Here is an 18,235-nt window from a genome sequence, read left to right as displayed (position 1 = left end):
CAGCGCGGTCAGGAGGGGTGCTGCGAGACGAACCGATGCGCGACGTCGACCAGCATGGCAAGTGCCGTGTTGAGGTTGCCCGCAGGCCACACCAGCGCCAACCCCGCTTGCGGTTCCGGTGCCGCGAACCGGCGTATGGCGACGCCCTGTACCTGGATTGCCTTTGCGCGTGACTCGGTGAGGATCGTGAGGCCGGTTCCCGCTGCGACGGCGCGCAGCATGTGCTCCTCGTCGGGTTCGTGAAGGACGATCCGCGGCGAGCGGTCGCCCCAGATCTGGCCGAACATCATGCGATAGAAGCCCGGCGCCCGCTCCGCGGATCCCGTCACGATCGGTTCGTCGGCGAGATCCGCGGCATGGATGCGTTGGCGCCGCGTCAGGCGATGGGTCCGCGGCAGCCCAACCACGAGAGGCTCGCTGCCGATCGGCAGCACCTGCAACTGCCGGACGGCCGGGTCTGCCAGCTCCAGCGGTGAGCGAACGAAAGCCGCGTCGAGCTTGCCGTCGAGCAGATCCTCGATGCTCTTGGCCGTGTACTGGGAGTTGATCTGCAATTGCAGCGCAGGCGCCTCGTTGCGCAGCATCTCCACGATCGCGCTCGAGGCACCGCCGGCGGCCGACCGGGCGAAGTTCAACCGCACGGTGCCTTCGCGTCCAAGTACGAAAGCATTCATGCGGTGGCGGACCTGGTCCGCCAGTTCGAGCAACCGCTTCGCTTCGACGAACAGCACTGCGCCAGCCTCGGTGAGTTCGACCCGGCGGCTCGACCGAGCCAGCAACTCGACATTGAACTCAGCCTCGAGCGCCTGAACGTTTTGCGTGAGCGCGGGTTGGGCGACATGCAGGCGCTGCGCGGCGCGCCCGAAGTGCAGCTCGTCTGCGACCACGACGAAATAGCGAAGGCGGCGCAGGTTCATGATGATGAAAATTTGCTCGTCAATCTCCGCCGACTTTAAGCCCGCTGATTGCATCGAGCCATTCCGGAGTGCCGAACGGGCTGCACCACTCGATTCCCACAGGGATCGAATCCAAGGAAGGGGAGGGTGCTGGGTGGCCCCGTGCTGTCGCGGGCAAAGGCGATGCCTGCCTGTCCAGCGCCGGCGTTTCGCCGTGCCGTCCTGAGGCAGATGGAGCAGATGCGCAGAGAGCTCAGTCTAGGGCCTTCGCAAGTTTGCTTTCGGCCGAAGCATGCTCAGCCTTCCAGCTTGATGCCGGCGGCCTGGACAACACGGCTCCAGCGCGCATGGTCGCGCTTCTGATAGTCGGCCAGTTCTTCCGGCGTGCTTCGCAGCGCGCGCGTGACGATCGCGTTGAAACGCTCCTTCAACTCGGGTCGCTCCAGCGAGACCTGGGCTGCCGCGTTCAGCCGCGCTACGACTGCATGCTCCATCTTCGGCGGACCGTACAGGGCCGCCCAAGACACTGCGATGAGGCTCGGGAATCCGGCTTCGGACGTGGTTGGCAGCGCCGGCAGGAAGGCGGAGCGCTGCGTACTGGCCAGCGCGAGGGCATGCATGCGGCCAGCCCGTATATGCGGGATGGCGGTCGCGAGCGTCGCGAAGGCGAACTGGAGTTGCCCGCTCAGCAGGGCCAGATCCACTTCGGAGTTCGCCTTGTAGGGCACGTGGATCGCGTCCACGCCAGCGGCAATCTTGAACAGCTCACCAGCCAGGTGTGTGATGCCGCCCGCGCCGGAAGATCCGAAAGCCAGCTGCCCGGGCCGCGCCTTGCAGTAGGCCACCAGCTCGGACACGCTCTTGACGGGCAAAGTCGGGCTGACGACCAGGGCGTTCTCCACCTCGGCGATCATTGAGATCGGGGTGAAATCGGCCACTGCGTCGTAGGGCAGTTTGGGCGACGCCGCCGGCAGTACCGCATGTGTGCTGGATCCGCCGAGGAGGAGCGTGCGGCCGTCGGGTGCGGCACGCGCGGCTGCTGCTGCGCCGATCGTTCCCGAGGCGCCGGTACGGTTGTCCACGATCACCGGCACGCCGAGGGCACGGCTCATGCCTTCGGCAACGGAACGCCCGATGGTGTCGAGCGAGCCCCCGGCGCTGTAGGGCACGATCAATCGGATGGGGCTGTCCCCGGCGGCGAACTGGGCGCGCGCGCCGGCGGCCCATGCCAGACCCAGCGACAGAAGCGAGCGGCGATGTAGCCAAGTCACAGTTGCGTCTCCTTTTGCCGTCCCGGAATGACACGGATGCCATAGCGATCTGCCCAACGCAGGCTCGCTGGCGAGCTGCCGGCAGGCCGGTACTCGCAACTGAATGCGCCGCTGTAACCGAGGCGTTGCGCCTCGGCGATGGTGGCGTGTACGTCATGGCCCGCTTCGTCGGGCCCCAGGCGGTCCGGCGCAAAGGCAATCTGCACGTACCACAACAATGGCATCGCGCGGAGCAGTTCGGCATGCACTCGCGCCATGTCGTGCCCGTGCTCCCACTGCACGTGGTGAAAATCCAGCACGATGCCGAGATTGGCCGCACCGATGCGCTCGGCCAGGTCGATCACCTGGCTCACGGTGTTGATCGGGTACTTCGGGAAGTCACGTCGACACACCGGCTCCAGCACCAGCCGCAGGCCGTGCTCGGAGGCCTGCGCGCAAGCCCAGCGCAGGTTCTCGAACAGCACATGCGCGCTTTCGGCCGAGTCGGCACCCTCGGGCAGGTTGCCGGCGGGCGGATGAATCAACGGGCGGCCGAGTCCCGATGCATACCGGATAGCCTCGTGCATGCCGGCTCGGAATTCTTCCTGCCGCCCGGGCACTGCGGCCAAGCCGCGGTCGCCGGCGCCCCAATCGCCCGGCGCGGCCAGCAGGTAGAGGAAGCGCAGGTCATGGCGGAGCAGCGACTCGCGCAGTTCCGGCAGTGGCAGTTCGTAGGGCAGGCTCAGGTCCACCGCGCGGAAGCCGCAGGCTGCCGCCGCGCAGAAGCGTTCGGCCAGCGGCCATTCGGTGAACAACCATCTCAGGCTGGCGGCGATCAGCGGTGTCTCCATGATGCCGCATTGGAATCGATCGCCCTTGAAGCGTCCAATACTGGAATTCTGCGAACCGATAAGATTTTCTGAATGATGAACCTGCGCCGCTTGCGCTATTTTGTGGTCCTGGCCGAAGAATCGTACTTTGGCGGTGCGGCCGCATGGCATGCAACGTTGTGCCGTACAAGCTGAAAGACGATCCGTGCAACTAGGGAGCGTGTCGCCCGAAACAAACGCGAGCCGAACTACCAACTGCCGATGCAGTTGCGATGTAACCGACGCGAGCACTGGGCGCGCCGACCTCGCCGCGCAGCTGCTCGAGGCCCGGCGCGAGGTGCTCGCCGTCGACGGCGACACCCGCGCTTTTACAGCCGAGGTCGGTGAGGCAGCGACGCGCGCCGCGAAGGCCTACGTGGCGGGCGACTAAGCGACAGTCGTCGCGCTGCTGCGGTCCATCCGCTCGTTTGCGCATCGCTTCGGCGGCAGCCACCCACAGGGCGACCTGCTCGACCTGACGCTGATCGAGGCGGCGCTGCGCAGCGGCGATCGGCCACTCGCGGCAGCGCTGGCAGCCGAGTGGGTATCGACAATGTTGCTACATCCGTAAGAATGAGGTAATATTTTCATTGACGATACAGTGGAGGCCACATGCATGTAATGGTGAAAAAATGGGGCAATAGCGCGTCGGTGCGCATTCCCGCGGCGGTGATGGAGGCTGCGCGGCTGCATTTGGACGAAACCGTTGACGTGCGTGAAGAGGAAGGGCGGATCGTGATCGAGCCTGTACGGCCCGGCGAATTTGAACTCACAAGATTGCTGGCCCGGATCACCCCGGAAAACTTGCATGGTGAAGTTAGCTTCGGCCCTGCTCTTGGCAAAGAGTCGTTCTAATGGTTCGGCGCTATGTGCCCGAAGCCGGGGACATCGTGTGGCTGCATTTTGACCCGCAAGCCGGTCACGAGCAGGCCGGCCATCGCCCCGCGTTGGTGCTCAGCCCGTCGGCGTACAACGGAAAGACCGGCTTGATGCTTTGCTGCCCTTTGACTACACAAGTAAAGGGCTATCCATTCGAGGTCAAGATTGCTGCAGCCCGAGCAGGCGCGGCCCTGGCCGATCAAGTGAAGAGCCTTGATTGGGTAGCCCGCAGAGCGAGCCGCAAAGGCAGGGCCTCTGCCGCGGAGCTAGCAGAGGTCAGGGCAAAGGCAATCGCCCTCATCGGCCAGCCTTAGCATTTCCTCAGAAGAATCGCGCATTGTTTTCTTTCAGGCGGCCAACTAAGACTTGGCGCCGCTTCGCACGACGGGCTCCCGTAGCGCGGCAAGGTCTGGGGCCCGCTGATTGGTGCGAGCGCGTCCATTGCCTAAAAAAAGGGCAGACGGTCTTTCGGCCACTTAGCGGCTCGCGAGTCGTTCGCCTGCCTTCGGCTGATGCCCGACTGATGGGCGGTTTGGCCGACAAGGCTCGTTTGTGTTAAATCCTCTAAGCAGGATCGAACGGCCGTGAACGGCCATGGAGGAATCAAATTCGATGGGCCGTCGTGCAGCGGGGGCTGCGGCCGGCTGAGCCTATTGAGTGCGCGGTGACTACGGTGCCCGCTCCCCGTTTTTTGGTAGTAAAAGGAGGGGCCTGCTAAGCGCATCTAGCGATGCAAACGCGTCAACCAAAACGCTGGAGGGATTTTCATGTCCGTGTCGGCTGTATCCAGTTGGCGCAACGCCTTTGCGGCGGCTCTCTTCTATTCTGAAAGGCATGGGAATTGGAAATTTGAGCTCTGCGGCAGAGCTGCAAATATTGGGGATCACCCGCAGGACACCGAATGTTTGCTTCCAGCCAATTCTGTTGAAAAACTCCCTGGAAATTTAACCCGTCTCGACTATGTTGGTTGCATCTCACCGAGGAGTGCATCGACATGATGGGTCATCAAGGTGGCGTGCAAGACAAGCTCTTCTACTCGTTCAACCTTGACGATCATGTTCCGCAAAATCATCTGCTGAGGGGTATCGATCGGGTCTTCGATCTCGGCGATTTGCGCCACCACCTCGCGCCTTTCTATAGTCACACTGGACGGCCATCGATCGATCCCGAATTGATGATGCGCATGCTGATCGTGGGCTACTGCTTCGGAATTCGCTCCGAGCGTCGGCTCTGCGAAGAGGTCCACTTGAACCTGGCCTATCGATGGTTCTGTCGGCTTGGCCTGGAGGACGCAGTCCCCGACCATTCGACCTTCTCCAAGAATCGGCACGGGCGCTTCCGCGAAAGCGACGCATTGCGCCACGTCTTTGAGAGCGTGCTGCGGCGCTGCATGAGCGAAGGCCTTGTACGTGGTGAAGGGTTTGCGGTGGACGCGAGCATCATCAAGGCGGACGCGAAGCGCAGTCGCGGTGGCGTGGGAGCCGACACCTCCGAGTGGAGCAAGGGCGAGGGGCCAAGCCGCGCTGTACGCGAATACCTTGCCGCCTTGGAAGAGAGCAATCCGACGGACGACGATTCCAATGATCCGCCGGGACCCCCAACCTCCGGGAAGAACATTTCGCTGACCGACCCTGCAGCGCAATGGACGGCCGCTCCAGGCGGCCCGGCCTTCTACGCCTACTCAACAAACTACCTGATCGACCTGCAGGCAGGAATCATCGTGGATGTGGAGGCCACGCCCGCGCACCGCACATCCGAAGTGGAATCGACCAAGACGATGGTTGATCGCGTAGAGGACCGCTTCGGCATGAAGCCCCGACGCCTGGTTGGCGATACAGCGTATGGAACAGGCCCGTTGCTCGGGTGGATAATCGAAGACAAGGGCATCGCGCCGCATGTACCCGTGTGGGATAGGAGCGAGCGCAAGGACGGCACGCTGTCGAGCAGTGAGTTCCGCTGGGATGAGCAAGCCAACGAGTACCGCTGCCCGCAAGGCCGCGCGCTACTAAGTGATCGCCGCCAGTTCACCAAGCAGCGCGAGCGCATTACCAAGGCCGGAACGATCATCTACAGCGCGAGCCAGCATGACTGCGTGGCGTGCCCAATGAAGCAACAGTGCTGCCCCAACATGCTCAGCCGAAGGATCACGCGCAGCGTGCATGAGCGATCACGGGATGTCGCCCGTGAGCTCGCCGACACGCCGCAGTACAAGCAGTCGCGGCGCGATCGAAAGAAGGTCGAGATGCTCTTTGCGCACCTAAAGCGCATTCTCAAACTTGATCGGCTGCGTCTACGAGGATTGAGCGGAGCACATGACGAGTTCCTGTTGGCGGCAACCGCGCAGAACCTGAGGCGCATGGCGAAGCGATGGATGCTAAGCGTACAAGTTGGGCGCTTCAAGACGGCGTGAAAACGCCCGCAGGAGCTTCGCGACAGAATCGATCCTGGCGACGAACTCAAAACCTCAAAAACTAGTGCCGGGGATTGTGGGCGCCCTACGTTCGAGACGAGTTTTTCAACAGAATTAGCCGTAACGTGATCGTGAGTGAAGTGCTCGACCGCGTGCCGAAGCTCAGGCGAGGCCCAATCCCTCGTCGCGAGGTTCACGCGCGGAGCAAGTCCCGCCACGGCGATGAGGTGCAGCATTCCGGTTACCGTGGTGCTGGCGTCGGTCAGGGCGGTGGTTTTCCGGTACGCGTCGGTGACGCCCGGTACGGCACTTGGGCACTGAAGCACAGGCCCACGATCTGGGCTCCGCGCGCCATGACTCCTATGCTCGTCGCCAGCGCGGTGCGTGCCGCCTCCTGATCTGCGGCCCGGCGCTGCAGCTGTCCCGGGATGGCCAATGCCCCGACGATTGGACCGATGGCCGCATCGAGCTGGACAACGCTGCTGCCGAGCGTGCCCTGCGTGGTGTGGCCCTTGGAAGATCCAACTATCTCTTCATGGGTTCGGACGCCGGAGGCGAGCGCGCCGCGGCGATCTACAGTCTGGTGGAGACGGCCAGGCTGAACGGGCTCGATCCGCAGGCGTATCTGCGCGATGTGCTCGCACGCATTGCCGACCATCCGATCAACCGCATCGACGAGTTACTGCCGTGGAACATCGGCGGGCACCACATCGAGCAACGACTGGCAGCCTGAACCACACGCGACCCGGCTGCGCAACGAAGGAAGACGAGAGTGATCCTGCAAGGCACCGACCCGAAGCTGATCGATGCGCTCAGCCGCGCGAGCAGCCTGGAGCTGTTCCAGCTGAGCACCATCATCAAGCGCCTGCTGGCCGATCCGCGCCGGATCATCGCCGTGCGCATCAACATGAACCTGGGGCAGACCGTGCGCTTCCTCGACTGGCGCGACGGTCAGATGCGCAACGGCAAGGTCCTGGCGATGAAGGACGCGCAGGTCACGCTGCACGAGGAATGCACGCTGCGCGAGTGGAAGCTGCCCTATGCGGCTGTCGAGTCGCCGCTGGCGACCGCACAGCCGATCGCGCAAGCAGCACCGGCGAAACCGCCGCCGCTCAAAGCCTCTCGCAATGATTTCCGTGGCGGCGAGAAGGTCTCGTTCGACGACAAGTAGCTACAACCCCAAGTGGGCACTGTCGTTCGCATTAACCAACGAACGGCTACCGTCAACACCGGCAACGGCAACGGCAACGGCAACGGCCAATCGTGGCGCATTCCGTTCCACTTGCTTCGGCACGTGCTCCACATCTGAGCGCCGTCTCCCAGAAGCTGGGTCGGGAGACTCTGCGACATTTGAAATTGGTGAGAACGCGACATTACTAAATCGCTCCTATAAAGCCCGGAGCGCGAAGCCTTGTTATGCTTAATCGGCCCTGGGCCAAGGGAAAGCCGACAGGGCAGGGCGCGCACCGCCCCTGAAAGCACACTCCCTCCGAGGTCGGCCGTCGATCCACAGGAGGTCACGCATGCCATTCCTATCGCCCTCAGCGGCGCGAGTGCCGCCGCTGTCGTTTCTACTTGCCGACCTAATCGAGCCACCCCAGCGCGTCGCGCGCCACCTGGGGGTGAGCGTGCGAACTCTGCAGCGCTATGCGGCGACCGGTAATGCGCCGCGCGGTGTACCTGGCCCGGTGGTTCGAAAGCCGCTGGGGGATCTCCGCCCTGCACACGCAGGCCGTGAACGAGGCGCCGCACGCCCGCGCGTGGGTCGCCTCGGTCGAGCGCGAGTGCGAGCGCCTGCGCCGTGCCATCCGCGCCTACGAACACGCGCAGGCGCAGCCGGCCGCCAACGCGCCGGCTATCACTCGGTCTAGTCGGGGTCTCGTCGGGATAGAGGCGCCCTGGTCCGCAGCAGCGCATCAGGGCGCATGGTTTGTGGATGACGCCGTGCGGCGCCAGATCCAAGTTCGGCGTGCTGCCGCCGCCCACCGGGGCGGCTTATCACATCCGAAACCGGAATTCGTGGAAAAGCTCAATAAAATCAACAAGTTGCTTTCCCCGTTTGCTGACTAGCTTCGGCTCGGCCGCCCGTCAGACCATCACTGGGGGAGGATCTCCCTGGCGTTGGCCTTCGCGGCGTTGTGCTCCGGGCGGTCGTAAGGTTGGGATGTTGTAGCGTCATTCATTTGAATTACAATAATTCCATTGTTCCCCGACTTGGAAGCCCACTATGGCCGCGAACGCATTGGTACAGACCCGCATCGACGCTGAGGTGAAGGAGCGCGCCACCGCAGTGCTCGACAACATCGGCCTCACCGTCTCGGACGTGATGAGGATCGTTCTGACACGTGTGGCCAAGGAGGGCGCATTGCCGGCGGGTTTTACCGTTGACGCTGCGGCCCATGACGCCTGGTTCCGAGCCAAGGTGCAGGAGGCCTTGGATGATCCGCGCCCTGCCATCCCGCATGAAAAAGTTAATGCGCATTTCGCCAAGCGCCGCGCCGCTGCACTGCTCAAAGCGGGTGAAGGTAAGGCGTGAGGCTTGAGTGGTCGCCGTTGGCGATGGATGACCGGGAGCGGATTTTCGACTTCATCGAACGAGACGATCCGCGCGCGGCGATTGCAGTGGACGAGCGCATCGCCACCCAAGTGCTGGTGCTGTTGCAGTTTCCAGAAGGCGGGCGACCAGGTCGCGTCGAAGGGACGCGCGAACTGGTCGTTCGCCGTACGTCGTACATCGTGGCCTATCGGGTTGGCAAGGATTGCGTTCGCATCCTGCGAATTCTTCACAGCGCGCAGTTGTGGCCCGGCGAACTGACAGACCTGCCGTGAAGAGGGGTTGATGTTGTTCGCCCTCGTGTTTGCATGGCGAGAACGAGTGCCTGGTTGAGCGCTGGCATTGGCGCCGGCCACCGTGTCGGCGAACAGCCAGTTGCGCCGCCCGACGCAGAAGGGCCGTATCGCGTTCTCCTGTGCGTTGCTGTCGATGCTGTAGCACCCGTCGTCGACGTAGCACTTGAGCTTGCTCCACTGCGACGCCAGGTAATGCAGCGCTTGCCCCAGCAAGCTCTTGGGCAGCACGGCATGCAGGTTGGCCAGCAACAGCTCTTCGACGTCGGCCAGCACGGGTACGCGGTCGTGCTGCCGCCGGCGCCCGAGCTCGTTCGTATCCACGCCGTCGCGCCTGGCTTGCGCTTCCACTTCGTACAGCTTGCTGATCAGCGCGATGAACCGCGCGGCCAATTGACCCGGCCCGCGTTGATCCTTGGGCAATGCCTGCAATGCCTCATGGAAGTACCGTCGGCAATGGGTCCAGCACCCCAGGTGTACGAGACGGTTCGCCTCGGCAACCGTGTCTTAGACCTCGTAGCCGTCGGGTATTAGCACCGTCCCTTCGCGGATGCCGGCGCACAGCGCCAGCGCCGTTCCGTCCTTGCCGCAACCATCGGTCATCTGCGCCCAGATATAGCTCTGGGCCTGCGCGCTGCGCCCGGGCTCCTTGAGCACCTGCAGCTCGGTTTCGTCACCGAACACCAAGGGCGCGTCCAGCAGTTCGTCGCGCAGCAGGTTCACCACTGGCCGGGCAGTTGTCCAAGGCGCACGATGCTGCCGGCCACCGTGTTGCGCGAGATGTCGGTGCCGCCGAAGCGCCCCAGCTGCGCCGCCTGTCAGTACAGCGGTAGCCCGTCCAGGTACTTCGACGTGGCGATCCAAGCCAGTGCGCTCTCGGTGAACAGCCCCTTGGGGATCACCTGCGCAGGGCGAGCGGCCAGGCGCATTCCACCGTCGCAGCACGGGCACGCGTACTTCACGCGCTCGTGGCGGATCACGCGCACCTGCTGGGGGATGATGTCCAACTGCTCGCTGGCTCCACGCCGATCTCGCGCAAGATCGCACCGTCGTGGGGGCACACGCGCTCGCCCTCGGGCAGTTCGTGCCGCACCACCTCGCGCGGCAGCGCCGGATCCAGCGGCTCGCGTCCGCGCTTGGCACGCTTGTGGCCCGGCACGTCGATCTTGTCGTCGTCGGTTTCTTCGGCCGCCGGCTCGGCCTGCGCCCCGAGGCTCTCGGCCTCGTTGAAGAACATGTCCTTCTGGTGCTGGCCCGTCATCTCGCTGCTGGCGGCGAACAGCTGCCGCTTGAACTTGTTGAGCTGTTCCTTCAGCGAGTCGCGCTCGGTGCGCGTCACGCGCAGCTCGCCCGCCAAGATTCGTTGTGCTTCAGCGCTTCGGCCAGCGCCTGCTGCAGGGCGGCGAACTGTTCGAGCGTGGGAGTGTCGGCCATCTGCCGGGCATTGTCCTGGGTGGCAGGCCGCCGCGCCATGCGTATCTGCAGCAATGGCACATCGCCATGACTACCGCTCTCAGCCTGCCCGTTCGTAGATACGCTGCGGGTGCCGCTGCACAACGCCGATGTCGATGCCATCGAGCAGCCAGTGCAACTGCTCCACCGTCAGCGTCGGCACCACTGCCTCGCTCGGCCAGATGAATCGGTCTTCTTCCAGTCGCTTGAGCAGCAGCCAGAACCCGTTGCGATCCCAGCCCAGCACCTTCACCCGATTGCGCCGGCGGTTGCTGAACACGTACACGCATGCAGCAAACGGGTCCAACCCGAGCGCCTGCTGCACCAGCGCTGCTACTTACGTGGGAAGGCGCGATTGAGTGATGGGGATGCGCTTGTGGTGACATTTCAACTTTGCTGGCGGTGCGACATCTGAACTTGGTTTACAGCACATAATGAGTAAAGCCTTGTTATGTTCAACGGCCCGATCCCCCCTGAAAAGCCCGCACGGCAGGGGCGGGAAGGGCGCCACGCCACCGCGACAAGTTGACACTGCCCTGCCGGGCCGGCGCCGCCGCCTGCTCGCCTCTCGCAGGAGGTCCTCCATGCCATTCCTCGCTCCCTCGTTCGCCCGGCTGCCGCCCCTGGCTTATCTGCTGGCCGACCAGATGGAATCGCGCAAGAACATCGCCCGCCACCTGGGCGTGAGCCTGCGTACCCTGCAGCGCTACCAGGCCAGCGGCAACGCCCCGCGCGCGGTTTATCTAACGCTGTGGTTCGAGAGCCGCTGGGGGCTCGCCACCCTCCACGCGCAGGCTTTCAATGAAGCGCAGCACGCCCGCGCCTGGGTCGCCTCGCTCGAGCGCGAGTGCGAGCGCCTGCGCGGCGTGATCCGGGCGCTCGAAAACGTCCAGGGGCAGGCTGCGGCCAACTCGGCGGTGTTTAACGCGTTCTAAGCCGGGCAGGGCGTTGGGGCGGGGGCGGGGGAGCTCGGCTGGGAGGTGCGGGTGCAGGCCCCGCTGCCACCGCCACCACCGCCACCACCGACCGCGGTCATCGTGAGCATGCCCGCCCATTGCGAGATGACCGGTGGTGCGGGTCTGCGGCGCACCGGCGTGATGAGCTGGCAATGCAGTATGGGGGGAGGGCAGTTGCCCGTGAAATGATGGCGCGCCACAGCCTGCTTCGCAGCGAAAGCCGTCCTTGGCACCGAGTCGACCTGTGACTCGGATCGAGCCAATTGCTGACGTTCGCGGTGAACTGGGAATGAGTGCTCGCTAATCGACGGTTGTTCCCAAGGTGATGGGACTGGTGCCCATGCAGCGGCATATTCAAGGATTTGTACCGATGCTGTCAGATCTGTGAGTTGTCATCGCGATTCTTGCCAGGTCGCCGCGTACGGATGGCGGAAATGGTTCAAGATTTTCAGATCCGCCGATGGGGAACGCTACTCGCGTGCAGCGACCTAGGGGCCGCTGGTTCTCCTTTCAATGGCAGCCAGCATCGGAATTTTTAGTTCACCGACAGGCAACGCCGTCCAAACTAAGGGGCAATTACCTCGGGCAGCGCCGGCGTCCGACCAGAGATCAGTTCAACGGCGTCCCGCGGAACAACCCGAGCACGCTGCAGCTGCGCGTCAAAGATGGCAATGTGCGAAGCCGAGCCATCCAGAAAAAAACCTGAGCCGAGCGTCTCGCCGCCCCTCTTCAGCTCAACGCACGGCTGCTTCGAGTGCTCGCAGCCCTTCTTAAACTCGAGAGCCTCGCGTGTGGCATGTGCCTTGCCGTTGGCCTCGCCAAGTACATAGGGCATGACCATTACCGCCGTCCATGCAACCAGCACGACCGGGATGATTGCCGCGATCAGAAGTGTAGCCGCCAGAATCTTCGCGAAGCGCTGTACCGAAGCGGGACGCTGACTCAACCACTTGAACACGGCACCAGAGCCCGCATCCCACGGCGACAGGAGAATGAAAAGATAGAGCGCCACTCCGACGGCCGCGGCAGCCCACCATCCGAAGTTGGCAAGTATTCCCAGCAACGCCACAGCCGACTGATTCATCAAGCCGTGATAACCGTTGATCAACACCCAGTCGGTGGATTTGGGGAAGACGTCTGCGTCAATGCCCCAGTACTGCAGGTACGCTCGGTGTGAAGCCACGCCCAGGACGTGCAGGGTGACCGTTCCAACCGCTACGAGGGTCGTCAAGATGCTCAGCACGCCAGCACAGCTTAGGCGGGCGGAGCGACGCGGCAGCGTTGGTTCTTCTGGAGACATTGGCCGAATGTAGCTTTGCCAGCTCGTCGCCGCGACGTTAGCTTCGTGCCTTGTGAAACGGAAGGGGTGAACAAATCCGCACATCTTGCGATTCACTTCGCCAAACCCTGGACTTCCGGTCATTTATCGGTTGTTCAAGGCCTCGCGCTTGAACAGAATGCTCCGTCGCGATCCCCGCGCGCAACAACGAACAGAGGAAGCAGCATGGATTTCATCGATCAAGTGAGATCGCTCGCGTCGAGAGTCGCGGTCGCGAAGGACCTTCTCCAAACGGAGGAAGCTACTAAGAACGCGATGGTGATGCCGTTCATCCAGCTTCTCGGCTACAACGTCTTCGACCCGCTCGAGGTGACACCTGAGCTCATCGCCGACGTCGGAACGAAGAAGGGCGAGAAGGTCGACTATGCCATCCTCAAGGACGGCAAGCCCATCATGCTTTTCGAATGCAAGAAGAGCGGCGGTGATCTCAACATAAACCACGCGGGCCAGCTATTCAGGTACTTCCACGTGACCGAAGCACGGTTTGGCGTGCTTACCAATGGCATCACGTACAAGTTCTTCACGGACCTGGAGAAGCCGAACAAGATGGATGAGAAGCCCTTCTTCGAGTTCAACATCCTGAACTTCCGCGAGCAAGAGATTGAAGAGCTCAAGAAGTTTGCAAAGGCCGCCTTCGACATCGACACCATTCTCACCACGGCCAATCACCTCAAGTACACCCGAGCGATTCAGAATACGCTCAATGTCTGGATGACGAACCCGCCTGAAGATTTCGTCCGCCTCGTGTCGGCGGAGTTTCTTGCAGGAAAGCACTTTAAGAATGCCGTAAAGGAGCAGTTTACCGCTGTGACTAAGCGAGCGTTCCAGCAGCTCATCGGCGACAAGATCAATGAGCGCCTCAAGGGCGCCATGACTCCAGAGCCGCCGCTTTCACCAGTCCTCGTGGTTGCCGAGACGCCTGCCACAGAGACGGAGGTAAGCTCCCAGGAAGGGTTCACCCCGTCGGCCGTCGAGCTCGAGGCCTATCAAATCATTCGTGCCATCCTAAGGCCCGTCGTCAAGCCCGGACGGATCTTTATCCGAGACGCGGCAAGCTATTGCGCCATCCTTTTCGATGACAACAATCGCAAGCCGATCTGTCGCCTGCGTTTTAACAACGAGTCGAAGCTTGTCGTTGGCCTGTTTTGCGAAAACAAGGATGAGGAACGCCTCGCGATCTCAACCGTCGACCAGCTGTTCGATTTCGCTGATCGCCTTACGGCGTGTGTGACCAACTACCTAAACGTGACGCCAGACAAGACCGGCGAGGTACTGGCAACCTAGGGAGTGGCAAGGCGTGAGGTTTGAAGCTAGCGTCCGCTGAACCACTTCTCCGATCAGCATCTTTCGAAACGATGATCTAGTACCGGTCACATGCAAACTGTGATCCTAAACCTGAACAGACGGTTCGCAGCGATTGCTGCCTGTCGTGGCGGCGTCGTGCATGCGCGATCACACTCCACAGCGGTCGTCTGCTTATGGACACATTGAATCCTGCGTCCCATGGCGCAGTGGCCCGGATCTTACTAGGCAGGGAGGTTTGAAATGCATCTCGTGCGCGTTCGCGTCCTAAATTTCAGAGGCATCGCCCACGGCGAGGTCCTCCTCGACGGACACACGGTTTTCGTTGGGGACAACAATGTTGGCAAGTCCACGTTGCTGGAGGCGGTGGACCTGGTGCTCGGGCCTGAGCGGCTCAATCGCCGACCCGTGGTTGACGAACACGATTTCTATGCCGGGATGTATGTGGACCCGGCCAAGAAGGAGGTCATCCCGATTCAGGTCGAAGTGATCGTAGCCGGCCTGTCTGAGGAACAACAGCGGCACTTCCGCGACCATGTCGAATGGTGGGACACGAACGCCAAGGCGTTGCTTAATGGGCCGCCTCCTGAAGGCACGAGCGCAGAGCATGTGGGCCCTGCGATGCGCGTCTTCTTCAACGGTTGGTACGACATCGACGAGGACGACTTCACTGGCGAAACGTACTACGCGATTCCCGAAACGCCGGGCGGGTCATATGTTCGCTTTTCGGCACCCGACAAGCGCAGGTGTGGTTTTCTATACCTGCGCACATTGCGAACCGGCGCCCGAGCCCTCAGTCTTGAACGCGGCTCATTGCTCGACGTGATCCTCCGACTGAAGGAGACTCGACTGACGATGTGGGAGGACTTGCTTGGGCAGCTACGGGCATTGCCGGTTGGCGAAGCCGAGGAAATTGGCGAGCTGCTCGCTTCTGTGCAGGATGCAGTGCGCCACTACGTGCCTTCCGACTGGGCCGAGCAACCGCACATGCGGGTTTCGGACCTCACCCGAGACATGCTTCGCCGCACCCTGACGGTCTTCATGGGTACCGGCGCGACGAGGTCGGACGGGTCCATCTACGCCGCCCCATATCAGCATCAAGGCACAGGCACGATCAACACGCTGGTGCTGGCTTTGCTGTCCATCATTGCCGAGCTGAAGCAGAGCGTCATTTTCGCTATGGAAGAGCCCGAGATCGCGCTCCCCCCGCACACCCAGAAGCGCATCATCAGGTCGTTGCGCCAGAAGTCGGCCCAGGCCATCTTCACCTCTCATTCGCCTTACGTGCTTGAGGAATTCGACCCGGGTCAAGTTTTAATTCTGAAGCGCGCAGCAGGCGTCATGACCGGGATGCCGGCTGCATACCCTCCAGCAGTTAAGCCCAAGACGTATCGCACCGAGTTTCGAACGCGGTTTTGCGAGGCTCTATTAGCTCGCTACGTGCTGGTGTTTGAAGGCCGAACAGAGTTCGATGCGCTGCCTGCCGCGGCACGCCGGCTGTGCGACTTGGACGCCAAGCACTACAAATCGCTCGAGAACCTCGGTGTGGCCATCATCGATGCGCGTGGAGACACCAACGTCGCTCCGTTGGGTAAGTTCTTCCGATCTCTGGGAAAAGTTGTATTCGCGGTCTTCGACAAGCAGACACCAGAGGCTCTAGCCGCCATAGCCGCCGCGGTCGACCATCCCTACGAGTCAGCGACCAACGGCTTTGAAAACCTGGTGCTGGATGGGACTTCCGAAGCTGCACTCCGCGGCTATGCCATCGCGGTGGTCGCTGCTGGAGATTGGCCCCCACATCTGGCGGCGAAGACGCCAACAGCCGTGACTCCACTGGCCGAGTTGCAGGGGATGCTGTCGCTGTACTTTGGATGGGCGAAAGGCAGCGGAGACGCGGGCGACCTGCTCGCCTCGTGTCCGGCCGTCGACGACATGCCTGAGTTCGTAAGAGTTACGTTGGCGGCCATCAAGAACGTCATCGAACCGCCGCCACCTCCAGCTCAGGACCCCGGCGCGGCTGCAGAAGTTGCAGCTGCGGATGGCGAGGCGGCGGTTCTAGCTACACCCCTTCCTTCGGCACCGATCTACGCAGAATTTCAACCTCACCCGCCCAAGCCGTTCGCATGACCGCCTTGTGGAGCGATCAGAAGCTGGGATTCTTGGCGTGCGCCGAACATGCCCTCGCGCTGGGCGGGCCTGGCGCCGGCAAAACGCATGTCGCATTGGTGAAGGCGCGGGACGAGATCCGATTGGGAAGGCTCAAACCAGGACAAAAGGTCCTGTTTCTGAGCTTCGCGAGGCCAACGGTCGCGCGCATCATCGAAAAGGCTTCGGAGCTGATCTCACGTGAGGATCTGCAATGGCTTGAGGTCAGCACGTACCACGGATTCGCATGGACTATTCTTCGGAGCCATGCCTATTTGCTGAACGGCAGGCTGGGCGTGCAACTATTGCCCCCACCTGAGGCGGCGGCGCACCTGACCGACATCGATAAGAACGGCCATGATGCCGAGAAGAAGCGGCTTTTCGAGCAAGAGGGACTTCTGCATTTCGACCTGTTTGCCCGCCTGGTTGGCGAACTGTTTCAAAGGAGCGGTCGGCTGGCCGGTATCTATTCCGACAGCTATCCCATCGTCATCCTCGACGAATTTCAAGATACGAACAGCGATGAATGGGCGCTGATTCAGCAACTCGGGCAACGTAGTCGGCTGATCGCACTCGCTGATCCCGACCAGCGCATTTACGAGTTTCGAGGTGCGGACCCAAGGCGGGTAGGCGAGTTCGTGGAGACTTTCCAACCGAAGCACTTTGATTTCGTCGGCGAGAACCACCGTAGTAGCGGTACCGACATCACGACCTATGGGAACGACCTTCTCACGGGGGCGAACAAGGGCAGGACCTACCAGCAGGTCAGGGTCAACCGCTATGGGTTCATGTATGGAAAGAGTCTGCACTTCAGCACCAAGGCCGCGGTGTGCGCAGCCCTTACACGACTGAAGAACGTTCCTGATAAGTCCATCGCCATCCTCGTGCCATCTAAGCGGCTGATGCTTGATTTGTCCGACTATCTGTCTTCCACGGCTGACGGCTTGCCGGAGTTAAACCATGACGTTGCGATGGATGCAGAGCCGCCAGCGCTAGCCGCTGGTGTGATAGCAACGCTGCTGGAGGGAGGCGCGGCGGCCGACGTGGCGAGTCGGATGCTCGGAGCCCTTAACTCCCATATTCGCGGACGGCGCGGAGGCAAGCCCACGCCACAGGCGGAACTCGACCTCGCAGGCGCTCTCAGTGGCTTTGTAGCAACTGGAAAGGTCCGCGGTGCTAAGCGCCAGCTGATCGTCAATGAGGTCCGACGAATCTCAGCGGAGCGACAGAAATTTCAATTGACGGGTGATCCTGCGGCAGACTGGCTCCACCTTCGTGGTCTTCTGGCGTCGTCGTCCGCAGACGCGTTACAGCAAGTGGCAACGGACGCGCGCTACCTTCGGCTTCTGCACCGCGGCTCAGTGCTGCGGACCAACTTAGGCAGTCTTTGGCGCGCACAGGGAGGGTACCAAGGTGCTGAGGAGGCGGTGCGAAGCGCCCTAGTGCAGGAGCATTTCGCGGCGGCTCAGAAGGACTGGCGCGGCATTCACCTGATGACGATCCACAAGTCGAAGGGTAAGGAGTTCGACGAGGTCATCATCTACGACGGCATGTTTCAGCGCATTGCCAGGGCACGAGATGACCAAAAAGCCTTGGCACAGGACCTATTGGCGCTGCGGGTCGGTGTAACTCGTGCTATTCGTCGTACCAGCATCCTGACGCCGAAACGCGATCCGTGCCCTTTCCTATGACTAGAGTCGCCGAGGGCAACCAATATGAGTCAACATTTCATGCCCAGATGCCGCCTTGGCCCGTTCACGGTGAAAGCGGTCGCCCGACTGGGTCTAGGCAAGCGACTGCAATCAGTCTTGAAGGGACGCTCGCTCGAGGCAGCTTCGCAGCGGTTGCGGTCCGTCGACCTTGATCGTCAACTTCACTACTTCACTGCGT

Annotated in this window: 16 protein-coding genes and 2 pseudogenes; 12 read left to right on the top strand and 6 right to left on the bottom strand. The window is 62.1% G+C overall.

Translation table 11 applies throughout. From position 1 onward, the window contains the following. Positions 1-8: 8 nt before the first annotated feature. The 3 genes from E5P3_RS32195 to E5P3_RS32185 all read right to left on the bottom strand — a co-directional run bounded on the left by E5P3_RS32195 (position 9) and on the right by E5P3_RS32185 (position 3,147). Positions 9-971, bottom strand: coding sequence for a LysR family transcriptional regulator (locus tag E5P3_RS32195; protein WP_162590126.1), 963 nt, complete (start codon positions 969-971; stop codon positions 9-11). A gap of 221 nt (positions 972-1,192) precedes the next feature. After that, the gene (locus tag E5P3_RS32190; protein ID WP_162590125.1) at positions 1,193-2,167 is read right to left on the bottom strand and encodes a Bug family tripartite tricarboxylate transporter substrate binding protein; all 975 of its coding nucleotides are present in this window, start codon (positions 2,165-2,167) and stop codon (positions 1,193-1,195) included. Further along, positions 2,164-3,147, bottom strand: a complete 984-nt coding sequence (locus E5P3_RS32185; protein WP_162590124.1) for a hydroxypyruvate isomerase family protein — start codon at positions 3,145-3,147, stop codon at positions 2,164-2,166. The genes E5P3_RS32190 and E5P3_RS32185 overlap by 4 nt, the downstream gene beginning before the upstream one ends. Positions 3,148-3,627: 480 nt before the next feature. Between E5P3_RS32185 and E5P3_RS32180 the strand changes: the two genes are divergently transcribed. The 8 genes and pseudogenes from E5P3_RS32180 to E5P3_RS32145 all read left to right on the top strand — a co-directional run bounded on the left by E5P3_RS32180 (position 3,628) and on the right by E5P3_RS32145 (position 9,133). Further along, positions 3,628-3,870, top strand: coding sequence for an AbrB/MazE/SpoVT family DNA-binding domain-containing protein (locus E5P3_RS32180; RefSeq protein ID WP_162590123.1), 243 nt, complete (start codon positions 3,628-3,630; stop codon positions 3,868-3,870). After that, entirely contained in the window at positions 3,870-4,208 is a 339-nt protein-coding gene (gene mazF, locus E5P3_RS32175) for an endoribonuclease MazF (protein WP_162590122.1), read from the top strand. Before E5P3_RS32180 ends, mazF begins: the two co-directional genes overlap by 1 nt. A gap of 680 nt (positions 4,209-4,888) precedes the next feature. Further along, positions 4,889-6,304, top strand: coding sequence for a transposase (locus tag E5P3_RS32170; protein WP_162590121.1), 1,416 nt, complete (start codon positions 4,889-4,891; stop codon positions 6,302-6,304). Between the two features lie 454 nt (positions 6,305-6,758). After that, a pseudogene (locus E5P3_RS32165) lies at positions 6,759-7,037 on the top strand (transposase domain-containing protein); the annotation flags it as partial. 39 nt (positions 7,038-7,076) lie between these two features. Next, positions 7,077-7,475: a hypothetical protein gene (locus E5P3_RS32160; RefSeq protein WP_232073568.1), complete on the top strand. Its 399-nt coding sequence runs from the start codon at positions 7,077-7,079 to the stop codon at positions 7,473-7,475. A gap of 491 nt (positions 7,476-7,966) precedes the next feature. After that, on the top strand, positions 7,967-8,374 hold the full coding sequence (locus E5P3_RS32155) for a hypothetical protein (protein WP_162590120.1): 408 nt from the start codon (positions 7,967-7,969) through the stop codon (positions 8,372-8,374). Positions 8,375-8,531: 157 nt separating this feature from the next. Further along, positions 8,532-8,840 (top strand): type II toxin-antitoxin system RelB family antitoxin, encoded by a 309-nt coding sequence (relB, locus tag E5P3_RS32150; protein ID WP_162590279.1) that lies wholly within the window; start codon positions 8,532-8,534, stop codon positions 8,838-8,840. After that, a complete protein-coding gene (locus E5P3_RS32145) occupies positions 8,837-9,133 on the top strand; it encodes a type II toxin-antitoxin system RelE/ParE family toxin (protein ID WP_162590278.1) in 297 nt (98 codons plus the stop codon). The genes relB and E5P3_RS32145 overlap by 4 nt, the downstream gene beginning before the upstream one ends. A gap of 57 nt (positions 9,134-9,190) precedes the next feature. Here E5P3_RS32145 and tnpC read toward each other — a convergent pair. Continuing rightward, positions 9,191-10,585: pseudogene (gene tnpC, locus E5P3_RS32140) on the bottom strand (IS66 family transposase); the annotation flags it as partial. 79 nt (positions 10,586-10,664) lie between these two features. Beyond that, complete coding sequence (tnpB, locus tag E5P3_RS32135; RefSeq protein ID WP_162590119.1) at positions 10,665-10,928, bottom strand: IS66 family insertion sequence element accessory protein TnpB; 264 nt, start codon at positions 10,926-10,928, stop codon at positions 10,665-10,667. Positions 10,929-11,187: 259 nt separating this feature from the next. Here tnpB and E5P3_RS32130 point away from each other — a divergent pair, with 259 nt between their 5' ends. Continuing rightward, positions 11,188-11,538 carry a hypothetical protein gene (locus tag E5P3_RS32130; RefSeq protein ID WP_162590118.1) on the top strand — a complete coding sequence of 117 codons (351 nt, stop codon included), beginning with the start codon at positions 11,188-11,190 and terminating at the stop codon, positions 11,536-11,538. 586 nt (positions 11,539-12,124) lie between these two features. Here the strand turns inward: E5P3_RS32130 and E5P3_RS32125 are convergent. Continuing rightward, a complete protein-coding gene (locus E5P3_RS32125) occupies positions 12,125-12,802 on the bottom strand; it encodes a hypothetical protein (protein ID WP_232073566.1) in 678 nt (225 codons plus the stop codon). Between the two features lie 261 nt (positions 12,803-13,063). Here E5P3_RS32125 and E5P3_RS32120 point away from each other — a divergent pair, with 261 nt between their 5' ends. The 3 genes from E5P3_RS32120 to E5P3_RS32110 all read left to right on the top strand — a co-directional run bounded on the left by E5P3_RS32120 (position 13,064) and on the right by E5P3_RS32110 (position 18,036). Beyond that, a complete protein-coding gene (locus tag E5P3_RS32120; RefSeq protein ID WP_162590116.1) occupies positions 13,064-14,182 on the top strand; it encodes a type I restriction endonuclease in 1,119 nt (372 codons plus the stop codon). A 261-nt stretch (positions 14,183-14,443) separates the two neighbouring features. After that, on the top strand, positions 14,444-16,327 hold the full coding sequence (locus tag E5P3_RS32115) for an ATP-dependent nuclease (protein ID WP_162590115.1): 1,884 nt from the start codon (positions 14,444-14,446) through the stop codon (positions 16,325-16,327). Next, on the top strand, positions 16,324-18,036 hold the full coding sequence (locus tag E5P3_RS32110; protein WP_162590114.1) for a UvrD-helicase domain-containing protein: 1,713 nt from the start codon (positions 16,324-16,326) through the stop codon (positions 18,034-18,036). The genes E5P3_RS32115 and E5P3_RS32110 overlap by 4 nt, the downstream gene beginning before the upstream one ends. The last annotated feature ends 199 nt before the right edge of the window (positions 18,037-18,235 follow it).

Origin of the sequence: Variovorax sp. RA8 (genome assembly GCF_901827175.1) — a bacterium.
Classification (GTDB): Bacteria; Pseudomonadota; Gammaproteobacteria; order Burkholderiales; family Burkholderiaceae_C; genus Variovorax.
The sequence above is the reverse complement of the archived record's forward strand: the minus strand, read 5'-3'. Positions and strand labels throughout refer to the sequence as shown.

Coding starts and splice junctions, on each gene's coding strand:
- mazF (WP_162590122.1), top strand. CDS start 3,870: ATGGTTCGGCGCTATGTGCCCGAAGCCGGGGACATCGTGTGGCTGCAT.
- E5P3_RS32180 (WP_162590123.1), top strand. CDS start 3,628: ATGCATGTAATGGTGAAAAAATGGGGCAATAGCGCGTCGGTGCGCATT.
- E5P3_RS32155 (WP_162590120.1), top strand. CDS start 7,967: ATGCGCCGCGCGGTGTACCTGGCCCGGTGGTTCGAAAGCCGCTGGGGG.
- E5P3_RS32115 (WP_162590115.1), top strand. CDS start 14,444: ATGCATCTCGTGCGCGTTCGCGTCCTAAATTTCAGAGGCATCGCCCAC.
- E5P3_RS32130 (WP_162590118.1), top strand. CDS start 11,188: ATGCCATTCCTCGCTCCCTCGTTCGCCCGGCTGCCGCCCCTGGCTTAT.
- relB (WP_162590279.1), top strand. CDS start 8,532: ATGGCCGCGAACGCATTGGTACAGACCCGCATCGACGCTGAGGTGAAG.
- E5P3_RS32120 (WP_162590116.1), top strand. CDS start 13,064: ATGGATTTCATCGATCAAGTGAGATCGCTCGCGTCGAGAGTCGCGGTC.
- E5P3_RS32185 (WP_162590124.1), bottom strand. CDS start 3,147: ATGCCATGCGGCCGCACCGCCAAAGTACGATTCTTCGGCCAGGACCAC.
- E5P3_RS32195 (WP_162590126.1), bottom strand. CDS start 971: ATGCAATCAGCGGGCTTAAAGTCGGCGGAGATTGACGAGCAAATTTTC.
- E5P3_RS32170 (WP_162590121.1), top strand. CDS start 4,889: ATGATGGGTCATCAAGGTGGCGTGCAAGACAAGCTCTTCTACTCGTTC.
- E5P3_RS32110 (WP_162590114.1), top strand. CDS start 16,324: ATGACCGCCTTGTGGAGCGATCAGAAGCTGGGATTCTTGGCGTGCGCC.